This is a genomic window from Methanoregula sp., from assembly GCF_035543475.1.
In the GTDB taxonomy this organism is placed as follows: domain Archaea; phylum Halobacteriota; class Methanomicrobia; order Methanomicrobiales; family Methanospirillaceae; genus Methanoregula.
In genome coordinates, this window is sequence record NZ_DATKKA010000007.1 from 189677 (window position 1) to 206514 (window position 16838).

The 16838-nt window shown below is 55.8% G+C and carries 14 protein-coding genes; all 14 read left to right on the plus strand.

What is annotated here, in order from left to right; all coding sequences use genetic code 11:
• Positions 1-169: 169 nt before the first annotated feature.
• The 14 genes from VMS83_RS03030 (at position 170) to cbiQ (ending at position 16836) form a co-directional block, all read left to right on the plus strand.
• Positions 170-1624 (plus strand): alpha-amylase, encoded by a 1455-nt coding sequence (locus tag VMS83_RS03030; RefSeq protein WP_325409745.1) that lies wholly within the window; start codon positions 170-172, stop codon positions 1622-1624.
• A complete protein-coding gene (locus tag VMS83_RS03035) occupies positions 1606-2745 on the plus strand; it encodes a glycosyltransferase family 4 protein (protein ID WP_325409747.1) in 1140 nt (379 codons plus the stop codon). Before VMS83_RS03030 ends, VMS83_RS03035 begins: the two co-directional genes overlap by 19 nt.
• 85 nt (positions 2746-2830) lie before the next feature.
• Positions 2831-3907 (plus strand): alkene reductase, encoded by a 1077-nt coding sequence (locus tag VMS83_RS03040; RefSeq protein WP_325409749.1) that lies wholly within the window; start codon positions 2831-2833, stop codon positions 3905-3907.
• 1623 nt (positions 3908-5530) lie between these two features.
• The gene (gene mgtA, locus VMS83_RS03045) at positions 5531-8125 is read left to right on the plus strand and encodes a magnesium-translocating P-type ATPase (RefSeq protein ID WP_325409751.1); all 2595 of its coding nucleotides are present in this window, start codon (positions 5531-5533) and stop codon (positions 8123-8125) included.
• A gap of 116 nt (positions 8126-8241) precedes the next feature.
• Positions 8242-9477, plus strand: coding sequence for an aldo/keto reductase (locus VMS83_RS03050; protein ID WP_325409753.1), 1236 nt, complete (start codon positions 8242-8244; stop codon positions 9475-9477).
• A complete protein-coding gene (locus VMS83_RS03055; protein WP_325409754.1) occupies positions 9474-10154 on the plus strand; it encodes an MBL fold metallo-hydrolase in 681 nt (226 codons plus the stop codon). The genes VMS83_RS03050 and VMS83_RS03055 overlap by 4 nt, the downstream gene beginning before the upstream one ends.
• A complete protein-coding gene (locus tag VMS83_RS03060; RefSeq protein WP_325409756.1) occupies positions 10151-10801 on the plus strand; it encodes a TetR/AcrR family transcriptional regulator in 651 nt (216 codons plus the stop codon). The genes VMS83_RS03055 and VMS83_RS03060 overlap by 4 nt, the downstream gene beginning before the upstream one ends.
• Before the next feature lie 153 nt (positions 10802-10954).
• Complete coding sequence (locus VMS83_RS03065; protein ID WP_325409758.1) at positions 10955-11683, plus strand: ABC transporter ATP-binding protein; 729 nt, start codon at positions 10955-10957, stop codon at positions 11681-11683.
• Positions 11676-13082, plus strand: coding sequence for a hypothetical protein (locus tag VMS83_RS03070; protein ID WP_325409760.1), 1407 nt, complete (start codon positions 11676-11678; stop codon positions 13080-13082). Before VMS83_RS03065 ends, VMS83_RS03070 begins: the two co-directional genes overlap by 8 nt.
• A gap of 49 nt (positions 13083-13131) precedes the next feature.
• Positions 13132-14181, plus strand: a complete 1050-nt coding sequence (locus VMS83_RS03075) for an AI-2E family transporter (protein ID WP_325409762.1) — start codon at positions 13132-13134, stop codon at positions 14179-14181.
• 64 nt (positions 14182-14245) lie between these two features.
• Positions 14246-14680: a hypothetical protein gene (locus VMS83_RS03080; protein WP_325409764.1), complete on the plus strand. Its 435-nt coding sequence runs from the start codon at positions 14246-14248 to the stop codon at positions 14678-14680.
• Between the two features lie 291 nt (positions 14681-14971).
• The gene (locus tag VMS83_RS03085; protein WP_325409766.1) at positions 14972-15670 is read left to right on the plus strand and encodes an energy-coupling factor ABC transporter permease; all 699 of its coding nucleotides are present in this window, start codon (positions 14972-14974) and stop codon (positions 15668-15670) included.
• Entirely contained in the window at positions 15667-15993 is a 327-nt protein-coding gene (locus VMS83_RS03090) for an energy-coupling factor ABC transporter substrate-binding protein (protein WP_325409769.1), read from the plus strand. The genes VMS83_RS03085 and VMS83_RS03090 overlap by 4 nt, the downstream gene beginning before the upstream one ends.
• 48 nt (positions 15994-16041) lie before the next feature.
• A complete protein-coding gene (gene cbiQ, locus VMS83_RS03095) occupies positions 16042-16836 on the plus strand; it encodes a cobalt ECF transporter T component CbiQ (protein ID WP_325409771.1) in 795 nt (264 codons plus the stop codon).
• Positions 16837-16838 lie beyond the last annotated feature (2 nt).

A 16838-nucleotide genomic window follows, 5' to 3' on the forward strand; every position in this document is an offset into this window, starting at 1 on the left:
TACCTCCCCTGTTTTAATGTCCGCTTTACTGGAAAATTCCCTGCCTGCCAGACCATGGAATGTTCTTTCATGGAAAGTGTGCCGGCCATGGAAACAGAGTCTGTTCCGGAGAAAGAGCAGTCAAAAAGGAACATTTACCCCGTAAAAAAAGTGGTGGAGGACGAAATACATGCCAGATGTCTGTATTGGATTTGAAGTGCACCAGCCTTTCCGGCTGAACCGGCACTTTTCACCCGATCCAAAGAAGAAAGAAAAGGATCTCGAATCGCTCTATTTTGACAAACTCAACCGGGAAGTACTGGAACGGGTTGCGGAAAAATGCTACCTGCCGGCCACCCGGATCATTCTTGATAAACTCGACGAAGGCTTCCGCTGTACATTCTCCTTTTCCGGTACGCTCATCGAACAGCTGGAGATGTGGAAACCCGACATCCTGTCCCTCTTTGACCAGGTAGCCCGGCATAAAAACTCCGAGATCCTCGGGCAGACGTATTACCACAGCATTTCCGGCTGCTTCGGCGACAAATCGGAATTTATCGAGCAGGCCGGGATGCATGCCGACCTGATGTATGACCTTTTTGCCATCCGCCCGAATGTCTTTGAAAATACCGAGTTTACCTTCAATAACCAGATTGCCACCTGTGTAAAAAAGATGGGATATGCCGGGATCTTCACCGAGGGAGTAGACCGGATCCTTGACTGGCGCAGCCCGCACCATATCTATTCCTGCAATGATCTGCCCGTTCTCCTCCGCGACATCCAGCTCTCTGACGACATCGCGTTCCGGTTTGGCAACCAGGGCTGGGACAAGTACCCGCTGACCGCGGACACGTATGCCGACTGGATCAGCGGCACATCCGGGGATATTGTGAACATCTTCCTCGATTATGAGACCTTCGGCGAGCATTTCTGGAAAGAGACCGGGATCTTTAATTTCCTCTCTTACCTTCCCGAAGAGCTGGAGAAACGGGGGGTCAGGACAACACTGCCCACAGAGGTCCTGGAACGATACCCCCCGGTTGGTACGATCGATGTGACGGACACCATTTCTTGGGCCGACATTGAAAAGGACGTGTCCGCGTGGATGGGGAACGAGCGGCAGCATACGGCATATTCGGCCATCCAGAAAGCAGCGGCGTTCGCGAAGGACAAAAAGATCTGGCGGTATCTCCAGACAAGCGACCACTTCTATTACATGGCCTCCAAGTACGGGACCTGTGGGGAGGTGCACAACTATTTCAGTCACCACGAGGCCGACGACGCTTTTAAGATCTACATGGCCGTTCTTGCCGATTTTGAGAGGAGGGCAGTCCGGATCATGAAGAACAAGCGATCGGCAAAGACGCTACGAACCCTGACCCCGGAAGAAGCGTTCCATTTTGCCTCGCCCTCCGGTTATGTCGGGTATGCCGCATACAGCCTGGACCAGTTCTGCAACCTGCTTACCGTAGTACCGACAGATTCGATCATGTACCACCAGGTCCGGGGAGACATCGCGCACTGGATCGAACATGTCCTTTCAGACCAGAAGTTAGCCATGGATATCGATGGCCTTTTGGACCGGCAGGATCTCATCACGATACTCGACGAGAGGAGGAAACTGCTATGGAGTCGCTTAACGTAGCATTTTTCTGCTGGGAATCGCTCTATGCAGAACGTGTGGGGGGGCTGGCAAGCGCAGCGACACGGCTTGCAGAGAGCCTCGCAAAAGACCACTCCGTGCACTTCTTTACCCGTGGGTGGATGAAAGACCAGGAAATCAACGGTGTCTCGTATCATTACTGCAGACCACAGGGGAATAACACCGTGCAGTACTGCGATGACATGAGCAACCAGATGGTTGACCTGTTCCGGCAATCCGAAGAGAAAGAAAAATTTGATATCCTGCATTTCCATGATTGGCATCCGGTCCAGGCGCTCCACCAGCTGCAGGACAGGAACACTATCCTTACGTTCCATTCAACGGAATACGGCAGGAACGGAAACCAGTACGGCGACTGGTGGGAGTATAAGGAGATCTCTGGAAAAGAATGGTATGGTGGGCTTATCGCAAAGAAAGTAACTGCTGTCTCCAGCGTTATGAAACAGGAAGTAATGCAGCTCTATAACGTCCCTGGCTGGAAATGCGACGTGGTGCCAAATGGCATCGTGCCTCAGCAGTACCGATCCGACATCGATCCCGGGGACGTGAAGAGGTCATACGGGATCCATCCCTATGCTCCCCTTATTCTATTCATCGGCCGTCTGGTGTACCAGAAGGGCCCGGATCTTTTTATCGAGGCTTTGCGAAAGGTATGCCGCAACCGCTGGGATGCAAAGGTGATTGTTGCCGGGGATGGTGGGATGAAGCAATATCTCCAGCACCGGGCACAGGACCTTCCCGTCAATTTTGTCGGGTATATCCCGGACTCTGAATACATTCGGCTCCTCAACGCCTGCGATCTCGTGGTCATCCCAAGCCGGAACGAGCCGTTTGGCCTTGTGCTCCTGGAAGCATGGAGCGCGGAAAAGCCGGTGGTAGCCTGCGATGTAGGCGGCCTTTCTGAGAACATCGATACATTTATCAACGGCATCAAGGTGCAGCCGGAACCGGATTCACTTGCATGGGGCATCGGTGCAATGATCGATGATCCTACGACGGCACAGGTGCGGGGGCGGCGGGGACGGGCAAAGGTAGACAGGCAATTCCTCTGGAGCCCGATTGCGCACCGGATGGCAGACACCTATTCGAGGGTGTGCGGGTGAAGCGTGCGGGTATGCTCACGGTTCTCGCGGCAGGACGTGAATACGGGTACAAATATTCAACGCCGGGATCAAAAGGAAGGATCGTATGAGTTTGTTTTCCCCGTATGTTTTAGGTGATCTCAGGCTTGCGAACCGTATGGTGATGGCACCCATGACCCGGTGCCGGGCCATCGGCGTTAACGTCCCGGGCCCGCTCTCGGTATTGTACTATGTCCAGCGAGCATCAGCCGGCCTCATCATTACTGAAGGTTCCCAGGTCAGCCCGCAGGGTGTGGGTTTTTTCCGGACGCCCGGGATTTATTCGGATGCACAGGTTACCGGTTGGAAGGAGGTAACCTCTGCCGTCCACCGGGCCGGGGGGAAAATGTTTCTCCAGCTCTGGCATGTGGGCCGCATGTCGCACCCGGATTATCTGTCAGGGAGCCTCCCGGTTGCTCCATCAGCACTCCCGGTCAATGAGACGATTCACACGCCCGCGGGAAAGAAGTTTATCCCGGTCCCCCATGCGCTCGGGCTTACAGAGATCCTAAAAATCGTGCGGGAGTTTCAGGACGCCGCGGCCCGTGCAAAAGAGGCGGGATTTGATGGCGTCGAGATCCACGGGGCAAACGGGTACCTGCTGGATCAGTTCCTGCGGGACGGTTCAAACCACCGTACCGACCGGTATGGGGGAAGCCTGGCGAACCGCGCCCGCCTCCCTGTCGAGATAGCAGAAGCGGTGGTTGCAGTCTGGGGTGCAAAAAAGGTGGGCTACCGGATCTCACCGCACTTTAACCTTCACGCAATGTCGGATACACATCCCCGGGAAACCTTCGGGCATCTGGCAGACCGGCTCAGTAAACTCGGCATCGCGTACATTCACCTTGTTGAACCGGTCGGTGGCAAACTCGGGGCAGTAACTCCTGATGCACAGATGGCCCCGCTTATCCGCAAAAAATTTGACGGGACCTTGATCCTGAATGGTGGGTACGACAAAGAGAGAGCTACCCGGGTAATTGAAGATGGTCTTGCGGACCTTGTCGCATTTGGTACCCCGTTCCTTGCCAACCCGGATCTTCCCGAGCGGTTCATGAGGGATGCCCCGCTGAACCGTGAAGATATGGCCACGTTCTATACCGGTGAAGAAAAGGGGTACACGGACTATCCTGTACTGGGTGGGTAGGACAATTTTTTCCGGCATCCATGCTACATTGTACACTGGGAGTTCCCGGGAGTTTTGTAAGGTAAGGCTCAATGATCACCAATCGCCATTACAAAAGAGTCATTTTTACTCATTAATAGGAGATCAAGGAATCCTATTGGATAATCCTTAAGGATTTTTTTTCGATTGTCGCCTCATAAAAGGAATGAACTATGTTGGGAAAGTAAAGAGGCCAATAAATAATCACCCCACCCATCAAATTCAATCGCACATCAGGATCCCGTAAATGCGTAGCGCAAAATCCGGCAAGGCGTTTTCTCGCGTCTGGCATCGTTTTATTTTCATACTCCCTAAAATCCCGTTGTGATTCCACCCCCCTCATTTGTGGGGGTGGGGGGCTACAGTCCCCACGATATCCCCCAACATAATCCGGAACAAACCGAACCGAACCGACCCGCAGAGTTCCGGAAAAGTATGGGTCATGAGATGAGGATTTTCAAAAATGATCGGATCAGCAGCCAAGAATTTCTTAAAAAAGTTTTACACGGCCACTGATAATTTTGAAAAAAGTGCAGGTCAGTTGCGGAAGATTCCGGGAAATCTTCAACTCAGCAGCTGAAGATTTTTAAAAAGGATCGACCCGGCAGCTGAAGATTCTCAGAAAAGATCGAGACAGTTATGCAGCAAAAACGGCCAACCCACGAATAATCATCACATTTTCAGACGGAGGCTGAGCAAACCCTCTGTTTTTTCAGAAAAAAATCCGGCAACGGACCCGGAGATTCTAAAAAATGTTTGATCACGCGGCCAAGGATTTCAAGAAATGTTTGGGCCCAGAGCTGAGGATTCCGGAAAAACTTCAACTTCGTGGCTGAAGATTTCCAAAAAGGAACGGATCACGAGCAGAGAATTTTCAAAAAAGATCGGATCGGCTGCTGACGATTTCTAAAATTGTGCGACATCGCAGCTGAGGATTTTTTGGAAAAGTCCGGTCCGCGATCCGGCAAATCCTGTAAATGATCACCTTGCCCGTGAGTATGGTCAACCTCCCACCCCCGGATCACCCCACATCACGTACCCTAATCCGGGCCCGATTTAAACCCGGATCATCCTTTCCGGGGTATAAGCGGAGGTCGTATTGGGCTCCGTTTAAAACAAAGCCCAAATTGGCCGTATTTTTGCAATCGGACAAAATAAACGGTTCACGTATTCGCGGTTTACAGCCCGATCCCGGGCCCGGATGGGTTTTCATCCGATCCCGGAAAAAGATGCCCAAAAACAGGCCGCCAATGCCCGTTTTGGGGCATTATATGGGGCTTAATTCTGACGTATTTTGGCAAATAAATCAATTTAAAGGCCCGGATTTACTCCACGGGGAATCGGACGGTTATACGGGCTTATTTTCCGCGGTTTTCCAGGTGACAGCCTTGGTGTATTCTCGTGGCTCCTCTGGATATGACCTTCCCGGCAAAATCGCAATCAGACCGGTTTTTCCCGGGTGTAGGATCGCCCCGGTACAATTTGTGCAGGAAGACAAAGGGCAATATTAATACACTTACCTTTGAACATCAGCTAACGGATTTTTTCCGGAGAATGCAAAAGCACTTCCGGAGAATCGGAAACTTTCAGGAGACGGGAACGGGCATGGGAAACGATAGTATGGACAGGCAGGGAAGTGACCGGAAAACAACTGTTTTCCCGTTCCATACCACGCCGGAAGCCGATGTGCTGAGCACGCTAAGAACCTCGGCGAAAGGTCTCTCCTCTGCCGAATCGGCTGCACGCCTGGCAGAGTTCGGGCCAAACGATGTCTCACGGATCCGCAGGCAGCCGCTTATTGTCCAGTACCTGTCCCATTTCAAAAATCTGCTCGTCATCATCCTGATACTGGCAGCAGCAATCTCGATCTTTGCCGGCGACGCGACATCGGCGATCATTATTATCGTGATCGTGATTGCGAGTGTCACGCTGGACTTTTTCCAGGAATATAAGGCCGGGAACGCGGCCGAACTGCTCCGGCAGAAGATCATCACCAGGGCCTCGGTCCTGCGCGACGGTGAAAAGGAGGAACTGCCTATCACCGTGCTCGTGCCCGGCGACGTGATCATCCTCTCTGCCGGGGACATTGTCCCGGCCGATGCACGCGTCCTCTCCTCAAAAGACCTGTTTGTCAACCAGTCAGCGCTCACCGGGGAACCCTTCCCGGTCGGGAAAGCACCGGGCATGGAGGCACCCGGGAGCCCGCTTGCCGAGGCCGGAAATTATCTTTTCCTGGGTACCTCGGTTGTGAGCGGTACGGCAACCGCGGTTGTCACGATGACGGGGTTGTCCACCGAGTTCGGGCACGTGGCAAAGAGCCTGGTCAGCCGGCCCCCGGAGACCGAGTTTGAGCGGGGCCTGCGCCACTTCAGCTACCTGATGACCCGGATCATCTTTGCGCTGGTCATCGTCGTCTTCTTTATTAACGCCTTTTTCCGGCACGGGCTCCTGGACTCGCTCCTCTTCTCAATAGCGCTCGCTGTCGGTATGACGCCCGAGCTCCTGCCGATGATCCTCTCGCTCAACCTCTCCAAGGGCGCGATCGCCATGTCGGAGAAGGGCGCAATTGTCCGGCACCCGGAATCGATCCAGAACTTCGGCAGCATGGACGTGCTCTGCACCGACAAGACCGGGACCCTCACCGAGAACCAGATCGCACTCGTACGGCACCTGGATACCAGCGGGAACGACAGCGAGTCCGTGCTCCTTTACTCGTATATCAACAGCCTGTTTGGGACCGGCCTCAAGAGCCCGCTCGACGAGGCGGTACTCCGGTTCCGGCACCTGGAGATCGGCAACTGCACAAAGATTGACGAGATCCCCTTCGATTTTATCCGCAAAAGGGTCTCCGTGGTGGTAGAAAAGGACGGCCGGCCGGTCATTATTGGGAAAGGAGCTCCCGAGGAGGTTCTCCGGGTCTGTACCGCGGAAGAGTCCGGGGGTTCGGTCCGGCCGCTGGATGCGGCGGCAAGGGCCCGGATCCAGAAGATCTATGAGGACCAGAGTGCACAGGGCTTCCGGGCGCTCGCGGTCTGTTACCGGAACCTGGCCGGTCCCCAGGCTGCGTTCTCGGTCGGGGACGAAAAAGAGATGGTCCTCGTTGGCCTTGTCACCTTTATTGACCCGCCCAAGGAGAGCGCCCGCGAATCCGTGCAGCTCCTGGCCCGTTCGGGGATTGAGCTCAAGATCCTGACCGGGGATAACGAACTGGTCACCCGCAAGACCTGCGAGCTGATCGGCGTCCCTGTCAGGGGCGTGCTTACCGGGGCAGAGGTCGAGAACCTTGACACCGAAGGACTGGCACGGGTCGTTGACGGCATCACCATCTTCTCGAGGATGACCCCGGTCCAGAAGAACCGGATCATGAACGCCCTGAAAAAGAACGGCCACGTGGTCGGGTTCATGGGCGACGGGATCAACGATGCGCCCTCCATCCGTGAGGCTGATGTCGGGATCTCGGTGGCAAACGCGGTGGACATCGCCAAGGAGTCGGCCGATATCATCCTTGTGGAAAATGACCTGCGCATCCTCAATGACGGTGTGCTCGAAGGACGGAAAACCTTCGGGAACACGATGAAGTACATCCTGATGGGGACCAGCTCCAACTTCGGAAACATGTTCTCGGTGGCCGGGGCCTCCCTTTTCCTGAAGTTCCTCCCCATGCTCCCGATCCAGATCCTGCTCAACAACCTCCTGTATGATTTCTCGGAAGCGACCATCCCCACTGATAACGTGGATGAGGAGTACATCGGCACTCCCAAGAAATGGGACATGGGGTTTATCCAGAAGTTTATCATGATCTTCGGGCCCATCAGCTCGGTCTTCGACTACCTCACATTCCTGATCCTGCTTCTCGTCTTCAATGCGGATGGTGCTCTCTTCCAGACCTCGTGGTTTGTCGAGTCGATCTGCACCCAGACGCTTATCATCTTTGTAATCCGGACCCGGGTCATCCCGTTCTGGAAGAGCCGCCCGAGCCGGCTCCTTGTGGCAAGCACGTTGGCCATCGTGATCATCGCGTGCATCCTCCCGTTCACGCCCGTGGGGGCCCTCTTTGGTTTTGTCCCGCCACCGCCCGCATTCTTTGCCATGCTCGTGGTGCTTGTAGCAGGGTACATCGCGCTTGTTGAGGTAGTCAAGTACTGGTTCTACCGCCGCTATGGCGGCCCTTCACTCCCCCCTGCCCACCCGCAGGCCTGACCGATCCCGGTCACCTCTTTTATCCGGAACCTGCTTTCTGACACCGGTGCGTACCTTAAAGAACCGGTACAATCTACATATTGACTGACCAGTCAATTTATAACGCAGGTGTACTTATGCTCTACCGTACTGTTCCAAAAACCGGTGACTCACTCTCTGTCCTCGGATTCGGCTGCATGCGATATCCCTCAAAGAACGGGAGTATTGATGAAGAGCGGACCATCCGGCAGATCCGGCACGCGATCGATGCCGGCGTCAACTATTTTGATACCGCCCCGGTCTACCATCTCGGGAAGAGTGAACCGACCTTAGCAAAAGCGCTGCAGGACGGGTACCGCGACAAAGTGAAGATCGCAACCAAACTCCCGCACTGGTCCGTGCGTGAGCGTGCCGATATGGACCGGATCCTCGCCAAACAGCTGGCCACGCTCCAGACCGATCATATCGATTATTACCTGCTTCACAGCCTTGCAAAAGAGAGCTGGGAAAAGCTCGTACGGCTCGGGGTGCTGGAATTTCTGGATGCGGCAAAAGCCGCAGGAAAGATCAGGAATGTCGGTTTCTCGTTTCACAGTAATCTGGAGACCTTTAAGCAGATCGTAGATGCGTACAACTGGCAGTTCTGCCAGATCCAGTACAACCTCCTCGACGAGCACAACCAGGCAGGAACGGCCGGGCTCCGGTATGCCGCAGAAAAGAAGCTTGCCGTCATGGTAATGGAGCCACTGAGGGGGGGCAGCCTTGCCGGGCATGTGCCCGAAGCGGTGCAGAAAATCTATGAGGAGTCTCCGGTAAAACGGTCCCCGGCAGAATGGGCCTTGCGCTGGGTCTGGGATCACCCGGAAGTAACGGTGGTTCTCTCGGGAATGAACAACGAGGCCCATATTGACGAAAATATCCGCATTGCCGGTTCTGCCCTTCCGCTGTCCCTTTCTCCTGATGACCGGGCCCTTATCGACCGGGCAAAGGCGACCTTTGGGCAGCTCATGAAAGTGGGCTGCACCGGCTGCGGGTATTGCATGCCCTGCCCGGCCGGGGTCGATATCCCGGGCTGCTTTGCGCTCTACAATGCACACCATCTTTTCCCGAAGGACAAAAGCCCGCGCTTCCAGTACATCGGCCACCATGGCGGTCTCCTCAACAAACCTTCGAATGCCGGCCTCTGCCGGGCATGCGGGAAGTGCGAGAAGGCCTGTCCCCAGCACCTGCCGATCCCCCGGCTCCTCAAAGAGGTAAAAGGTGACATGGAAGGCATGATGGGCATCATTGTCCCGGTCCTCAGGGGCGGCCTCTGGTGCATGAACGCCGCCTCCCGGGTGCGCTCGTACTTCTCGCGGGGCGGTACCCCGTGACGGCAGGATCCGGTTCCCCGGTTATCCCGATCCCTCTTGGCCACGTGAATGCATTCCTGATCCGGGGCACCCGCCCGGTGGTCGTGGATACGGGTTTTCCCGGCAGTGCCCCGAAGATCCTTTCCGTTCTCCAAAAGGAGGGCTACCGTCCATGGGATCTCGGACTGATTATTATCACCCATGCCCATCTCGACCACACCGGGAGCGCAGCGGCGCTGGCAGGGGCAACCGGCGCACCCGTGCTTGTCCATACGGCAGAAGCAGATTACCTTGCGGCAGGAACAAGCGCACCGGTGGTCCCGGCCTCTCTTACCGGCCGGTTCCTCCGGCTGATGATAGGAAAACACGCCCCGGCACCGGATCTCGGCGTGCAGGCTGTGATCCGTATCAATGCCCCGTACCGGATCGACGCCTTCGGTATTAACGGCGCGATCCTGCCTACACCGGGCCATACGAAAGGATCGCTCTCGGTCAGTCTTGCAACCGGCGAGGTAATTGCCGGGGACCTGGTGACCGGGCTCTTTCCTCCTCTTCGGGCCCGGCTCCCGATCTTTGCCGAGGATGCAGCAGAGGTAAAGGCAAGCATCCGTGTACTCCTGGCCACCGCCCCGGCAACCATATACGCCGGTCATGGCGGGCCTTTCCCCGGCAGTGACGTGGAGGCGCTCCTGCAATGAAACCCATGGAGCCGGCACTGGAGAAGCGGGATGCGATCCTCGCAACTGCCCTTGTCCTCTTCTGCGAACGCGGGTTTTTCGGCACACCGACCTCGCTTATTTCCCGGGAGGCCGGGGTGGCGACCGGAACCCTCTTTTTCTATTTTCCGACAAAAGAGGATCTGATCGACACCCTGTACCGCCAGGTCAAGGGTGAGGCAGCCGCGGCCCTGAAAGCCGGCGTGGAGAACGAGCCTTCGGTAAAACAGAAGCTCTGCCGGGTCTGGGAGAACGCGATCGCGTGGGCGGCAGAGAACCCGGCCAAGTTCCGGTTCATGGAACAGTTCGCACACTCGCCCTTTGTCTCCTCCACCGCGCACGAAGAGGGCATGTCCCATTTCCTCTTTCTCCTGGACCTGGTCCGGGATGGTATCAGGGAGGGCATTATCCGGGACTACGATCCGATTCTTCTCTGCTCTCTCCTCGCCGCCTCCCTCTCCGGCCTTACCCCGCGGATCCTGGCGGAAAAGGACCCGGAAAAAAAGGAATTTCTCACCCGCCAGGGCCTGACGTTCCTCTGGAACGGCCTTGCCGCCGGACCCGGGGCAAAAGAGCCCTGCGCATCCCTGGAAAGAACGATAAAAAAGAAGAGGAGCCCACGACCATGATTCTCCTGACAGAATACCTAACGATACCAAATCCCCTCATGGTGAACCACTCATGACTGCACGTTCTCCCATCCCGGAATATCACCCGGGGCGTATGCCCCGGATCCCTGAACCGATCCCAGACTGCTTCCCATCATCCGCGGGGACAGGATTATGACCGCCCCGGTGATTACCGCATCCGGCCTCACCAAGGTATACGGTGACCTCGTCGCCGTTAACGGGGTCAGTCTCGCGGTGGAGAAGGGCGCACTCTGCGGCCTCCTGGGTCCCAACGGCTCCGGCAAATCGACCATGATCAAGATGCTGACCGGACAGATCCGGCCTACCGCCGGGACCGCAACGGTACTGGGTGTCGATGTGCAGCAGGACCCCGTCGGCGTCCGGGAACGGGTCGGGATTATCCCCGAGCAGGAAACCCCGCCCAGCTTCCTTACGGCAAGCGAGTACCTGCAGTTGGTGGGCGCAATCCGGAAAATCCCCGATATCGATGAGCGTGCTGCCTGGTGGTTCGATTTCATGGACTTCGGGGACAAGAAAGACGTGCTCTGCAAGGACCTCTCCCGCGGCACCCGGCAGAAGCTGATGTTTGCCCAGGCCTTCATCCACCAGCCCGCGCTCGCGCTCATTGACGAACCGCTGATCAACTTCGATCCCATCATGCAGCACCAGGTCAAGGACTACCTGGCTGAATATACCAGGAAGGGAAATACCATCTTCCTCTCCACCCACATCCTTGAAGTGGCAGAGGAGATCTGCTCGGATTTTTTGATCCTGCACAAGGGAAACATCCTCCATACCGGCAGGGTCGCTGACCTTGTTGCGGAGCACCGCCACCTGGACGACTTTTTCCTTGAACTCGTGCAAAGGAGCCGGAATGTTTGAGCTCTTTATTGCCATGGTAAAAGAGGAGTGGCGGATCCACTCCACCATGTTCGGGAGCATCTCGTTTGCGCTCTTTCCCATCCTGATCTTCTGGATCGCGTTCATGGGATCCTTTTTGCTCCCGCTGATGCGCCAGGCCCTCCCGACCGGGGAACTCTCGATGGTGCTGCACGCCAATTACCTGATGCTCGGCTTCATGGTCGGGGCATTCGGGCTTCTCGGGTCCGAGGCCATGAACCGGCGCTTCGGGCAGGCAAGCCTGCTCGCCTACGCGGCCCGGAGCCTCCCGCTCCCGGAGCGCTTTATCTTTGCAAACTTCGTGGTCAAGGATACCCTCTACTACTTTGTCCTCTGGGTGCTCCCGCTCGCGCTGGGGTTTTTGCTCGCTTCTCCCTTCATCGGCGTGCCGATCACGCTCCCGCTCCTCCTTGCCCTCACCCTCTCGCTCTCCTTCCTTTCCGGCCTCTGCCTGGTTTTTTTCCTCTCCTCGCTCTACTCGCGCTCGAAACCGGCACTTTTTGCAATCCTCGGTATCCTTGCCCTTCTCGCGGGAGCGGTTGCCCTGGTAACCGGTAAGAACCCGGCCCGGTTTTTCCCGCCGGTCATGCTCTTTAACGCGTTCTCGTGGCTGAACCTGTTCCTCTGCTGTGCCGCAATCGCGATCCTCTTTACCATCTCGATCTGGCTCTTTACTCCCGAGATCGCCGACACGACAAAACACTATCCCGATATGCTTGTGCCGCTCTCCCGGAGACTCTCCTTCTTTCCCACGCCGCCCCTTACTGCAAAGGACATCATCGACATGTACCGGAGCGGCGGGATGGTGGGCCAGACGCTCTTTTCCTTTGTCATCCCTCTCGTTGTGATCTGGTTTTTTTTGTCCCTCCTCAACGGTTACCTGCCCTCCTATGGTGTGCTCCTTGAGTTTGCCATTGTCGCAGGTATCATCGCATCGACGATGTACACGTGGCTGACGATGTTTGACACGTTCGGGGCCTATGCCTGCCTCCCGATCAGTGTCCGCACGCTTATCAAAAGCAAGATCGCAAGCTTTACCGTCCTCCAGATCATTCCCGCGGTCTTCGTTGCGCTTGCCGCCCTCCTCTCCCGGCAGGCAGTTTACCTCATTCCATCGGTGGTGCTCTGCCTCTCGGTCTCATTCTACAGCATGGGGATCACGGTCTGGCTGACCGGCCTCTCGCCCAGCGTGCTCGTGTATAACGTGAAGGTGATGGTGACCTACCTTGTCCTGATCGGTATTGTGCTGATCATCCTCTCGGCTGTTGCGTTCTCCAACCCGTTTGCTGCCCTTGGCGCGGTCATCCTCCTGTTGCCTGCCGCGTTCTTTGCCCGGCTGGGTTTTGCCAAATGGGAGGCCCGGGAGCAGCCGGGATTCTGATCCCTTTTTTAGCAACCTTTCTATCGATAGACAACAGATGAGCAGGATAATGACGCTTCCCGCTCTCTCCCCCACCGAGCGTGTCCTGCTCTGCCTGGCCCTCTTTGTGATCATCATCTTCGGCATACGGATGATCGGGTCGGTTGCCACCATCCTGCTCGTGGCGCTGGTGCTCGCGCTCCTGCTCTACCCGGCAACGGTATGGCTGCAAAGAAGGGGTCTTTCGGTGCTGGCGTCGGTTGGTGCAGTGACCATCGCGGCAGCGCTCTGCATTGTCCTCTTCGTGTACCTGACCGTTGTCTCCTTCAACGTGATTATCGCCGACATGCCGCTGTACCAGAGCGAGCTTGCGCTCCGCCTGGCCGATCTCACCGGTTTCCTCACTTTGCATGGCATCAGCACCGGAGATCTCTTCTCCACCGTACCCAACCTTGCGGCAAGTATCCCGGCGCTTCTCTCATCGATTCTCAATTTCGGCACCGATCTCATGGACGTCTTCTTTGTGGCAGTGACAACCTTTTTTATGCTGCTTGAGGCCCCGCCGATCATTGCCCGGGCAGAAGCAATGCTCGCGGGAAGCCCGGAGAAATGCCGGCAGCTGGCAAAGATGAGCGGGTTTGTCGTGGATTTCATGGTGGTACGCACCGAAACAAACTTTGTCCACGGCGTTCTTTTTGGGGGGTCGCTTGCCCTGATGGGGGTGCACGCGGCCATCCTCTGGGGAGTCCTGACATTTGTTCTTGGCTATATCCCGTATTTCGGCCTGATCCTTGCCGCGATACCGGCCCTCTTCTTTGCCTGGCTCCAGTTCGGGATCTGGGGAGTGATTGCCGTGGTCGCCATTGTCTGCGTGCTGAACCTGATCGTGGAGAACCCGGTATTCTCGTTCCTTGCAGCACGTAAGTTCGAGATCCCGGCGCTTGTGGTGATCCTCTCCGTGATCTTCTGGGGCTGGCTGCTCGGGCTGGCCGGGATGCTCTTTTCCGTCCCCTTCACCCTCATGACCGTGACGCTCTTTGAGTTCAGCGACGAGCTTTCCTGGATCAATACCCTGCTCGGACTGGATCCCCTCTTTGCGGAAAAAGAGGCACCGGGATGAGGAGAACAGAAGGGCAGCCCTACTTTTCGAAAACATTTTGGGGACAGGCCGGCAATAACCGGGTATGCTTTCCCGCGAAGAACAGGAAGAATATGCCGGTTTTGTCGAAACACAGTTGCGGGATTATTCTCTGACGCAAAAGATCAAAACGAAGATCCGGAATTTCTTTATCAGCAATGCAACGATGGAAAATTACCGCGGGGAACTAATCCGGAAGACCGGGCCGTACTTTGCTGATTATATGAACAGGATGACAGCCCATGATACGTTCATGACGGAGCTGCAGGCCCGGTACTTTGAGAGGCGGATCCGCACGTTGCCCAGGCATGCGCTGATCCGGCTCCACGACGAACTGGAACGGATCGAGCAGGTGCGATCTCCTGCAGTCCGGGAGCAATTGTTCGCCAGTTTCTGCAACTCGGTCAACCTCACCTACAGCCTCAACGGCTGGTTCCTCCATATCTTTGCAGACGAGCTGCGGAAAAAGCAGCAGCCATAAACCGGTCCACGGCAGTCCCTGCGTGCGTCCGGTGCAGACCAATCTTTTCTTTTCCGGGTAACTTTGCGGGACCGGGCCGCTCTGCCCTTCCGGGAATGCCGGGAGGACACTTCAGGAAAACGATCACCCCGGCTTTCGGGGGCAGCCCCGATCACCAGCAACGATCCAGCATCTGCAGGCAGGAAATTTCCGACATAACGCATGATTTATGCAGCAGTACCGGTTCCCGGCAAAGCACCAAATTAGCAAATCTTATTTAGATAATACAAGTAAAACTGATCTTGTAGTATTATGCATATTATGGAAGGATATCTCCCCTGGCAATGGTGCGTGTTCTGGTACATCGTATCAGCGCCATTCATTATCTATGGAATTTATCTGCTGAACAAACAGGTAAAGGAACGGCGCGAGACCCTTTCGCTCCTTGCAGTCTCGGGCGCTTTTATCTTCCTGCTCTCCTCACTGAAAATGCCGTCTCCCGTGGTGGGCAGCTGTTCCCATCCCACTGGTACCGGCCTGTCAACCGTCCTCTTCGGTCCGATTATAACGGCGGTACTGAGTGTTATTGTGCTCATCTTCCAGGCACTGTTCATGGCTCATGGCGGCATCACGACGCTGGGTGCCAACGTGTTCTCGATGGGAATTGCCGGACCGCTCCTTGGCTATGCGGTGTACCGGCTGGGAAAAGCGGTGAACCTGAATATCTTTGTCAATGTCTTCCTCGTTACCGCTGTGGCAGATCTTTTTACCTATGTAATTACCTCGATCGAGCTTGCAGCCGCATTCCCGGCAGCGCACGGCGGCTTTATGGTCTCGTGGATGACATTCTTTGCCATCTACGCGGTGACGCAGGTTCCCCTTGCCATTCTTGAAGGTGTGCTGATTGCGCTCGTATTCAAGTATATCATCCAGAGCCGGGGAGACATTTTGGTCAAGCTTGGCGTTCTCTCGCAGGAACAGGTCAACAGGATCATGGGGAGTTTCTCATGATCCCCGCCATTGTGAGGAAATACCGGCTGGAGATCCTCTTTGTCATCGTTGTCGTGATCTTCGCAGCAGCTTTTCTTATCCAGAACGCCAATATCCAGGCAAGTGCCAAGCCAGGGCAGGAGACCTGGCAGGGTTCGGACGATATGGGCAGCGCTGCGATTGAGGCAACGGGATACACTCCTTGGATACAGCCTCTCTGGACACCCCCCAGCACTGAAGTCGAATCCCTGCTTTTCAGTATCCAGTCCGGGCTAGGGGCGCTCGTGATCGGGTACTTCTTCGGGTACTACCGGGGCAAACGGGAGGGCGCTAAATTAGCATAATTTTTTTATCAAGCCCGTTATCCTAATCCTCTCAAGGATCTGCCTGATATGTCCTTCATGGAAGAGAACCTGGAATACTATGCCCAGACCAATGCCTTACGGGATGTGAACTGTTACGTAAAGCTCCTCCTTGGCATGGGAGCGATCCTCATCTGCGTTGTCTCGCCGGGCCCAATCGCCCCGCTCTTTATCCTGGTCACACTCTCTGCTATCACCCTCCTTTTTGCAAAGATCCCGGTGCGGGTATACATCGAACTCCTCCATATCCCGCTCATCTTTGCGCTCTCTTCAGTGATTGTTATCCTCTTCCTTTCCGGGGGAGGTACCCCCATCCTTACCTTCACCGTGTTCGGCATTCCCCTGACCGCGACTACCGGCTCTGCAAATCTTGCGCTTCTCGTCCTTGTCCGGACCTTCGGCGGTATGTGCGGGCTCTTTTTTATCTCGCTCACCACGCCCATGGTCGAGATCTTTGCTGCCATGCACGCGATGCGCATGCCGCAGGTATTCATCGATCTCTCCATGCTGATCTATCACTTCATCTTCGTTTTCATCGGCCAGGCGATTGCGATCCACAATGCCCAGGCCATCCGTCACGGCTACACGTCCTTTAAGCGCTCGATAAACTCGATGGCCATGCTCGGCGGAATGCTTTTTATCCGGGCATGGAAGGAAGCAGAGGACCTGGTGATTGCCATGGATTCACGCTGCTACGACGGAAAACTGGAACCCCCGGGTCGCCAGGAACCCATGAAAACATCAGCGGTGATCTCTGTGGTAGCGTATCTTGGCCTCTGCATTGCCGTTGCAGTCATTACGAGTACGATGGTACTTTTCCGGTGACC

Bases quoted from the DNA above. Each gene is read 5' to 3' on its own strand.
- VMS83_RS03030 (WP_325409745.1), top strand. From the start codon at position 170: ATGCCAGATGTCTGTATTGGATTTGAAGTGCACCAGCCTTTCCGGCTG.
- VMS83_RS03035 (WP_325409747.1), top strand. From the start codon at position 1,606: ATGGAGTCGCTTAACGTAGCATTTTTCTGCTGGGAATCGCTCTATGCA.
- VMS83_RS03040 (WP_325409749.1), top strand. From the start codon at position 2,831: ATGAGTTTGTTTTCCCCGTATGTTTTAGGTGATCTCAGGCTTGCGAAC.
- mgtA (WP_325409751.1), top strand. From the start codon at position 5,531: ATGGGAAACGATAGTATGGACAGGCAGGGAAGTGACCGGAAAACAACT.
- VMS83_RS03050 (WP_325409753.1), top strand. From the start codon at position 8,242: ATGCTCTACCGTACTGTTCCAAAAACCGGTGACTCACTCTCTGTCCTC.
- VMS83_RS03060 (WP_325409756.1), top strand. From the start codon at position 10,151: ATGAAACCCATGGAGCCGGCACTGGAGAAGCGGGATGCGATCCTCGCA.
- VMS83_RS03065 (WP_325409758.1), top strand. From the start codon at position 10,955: ATGACCGCCCCGGTGATTACCGCATCCGGCCTCACCAAGGTATACGGT.
- VMS83_RS03070 (WP_325409760.1), top strand. From the start codon at position 11,676: ATGTTTGAGCTCTTTATTGCCATGGTAAAAGAGGAGTGGCGGATCCAC.
- VMS83_RS03075 (WP_325409762.1), top strand. From the start codon at position 13,132: ATGACGCTTCCCGCTCTCTCCCCCACCGAGCGTGTCCTGCTCTGCCTG.
- VMS83_RS03080 (WP_325409764.1), top strand. From the start codon at position 14,246: ATGCTTTCCCGCGAAGAACAGGAAGAATATGCCGGTTTTGTCGAAACA.
- VMS83_RS03085 (WP_325409766.1), top strand. From the start codon at position 14,972: ATGCATATTATGGAAGGATATCTCCCCTGGCAATGGTGCGTGTTCTGG.
- VMS83_RS03090 (WP_325409769.1), top strand. From the start codon at position 15,667: ATGATCCCCGCCATTGTGAGGAAATACCGGCTGGAGATCCTCTTTGTC.
- cbiQ (WP_325409771.1), top strand. From the start codon at position 16,042: ATGTCCTTCATGGAAGAGAACCTGGAATACTATGCCCAGACCAATGCC.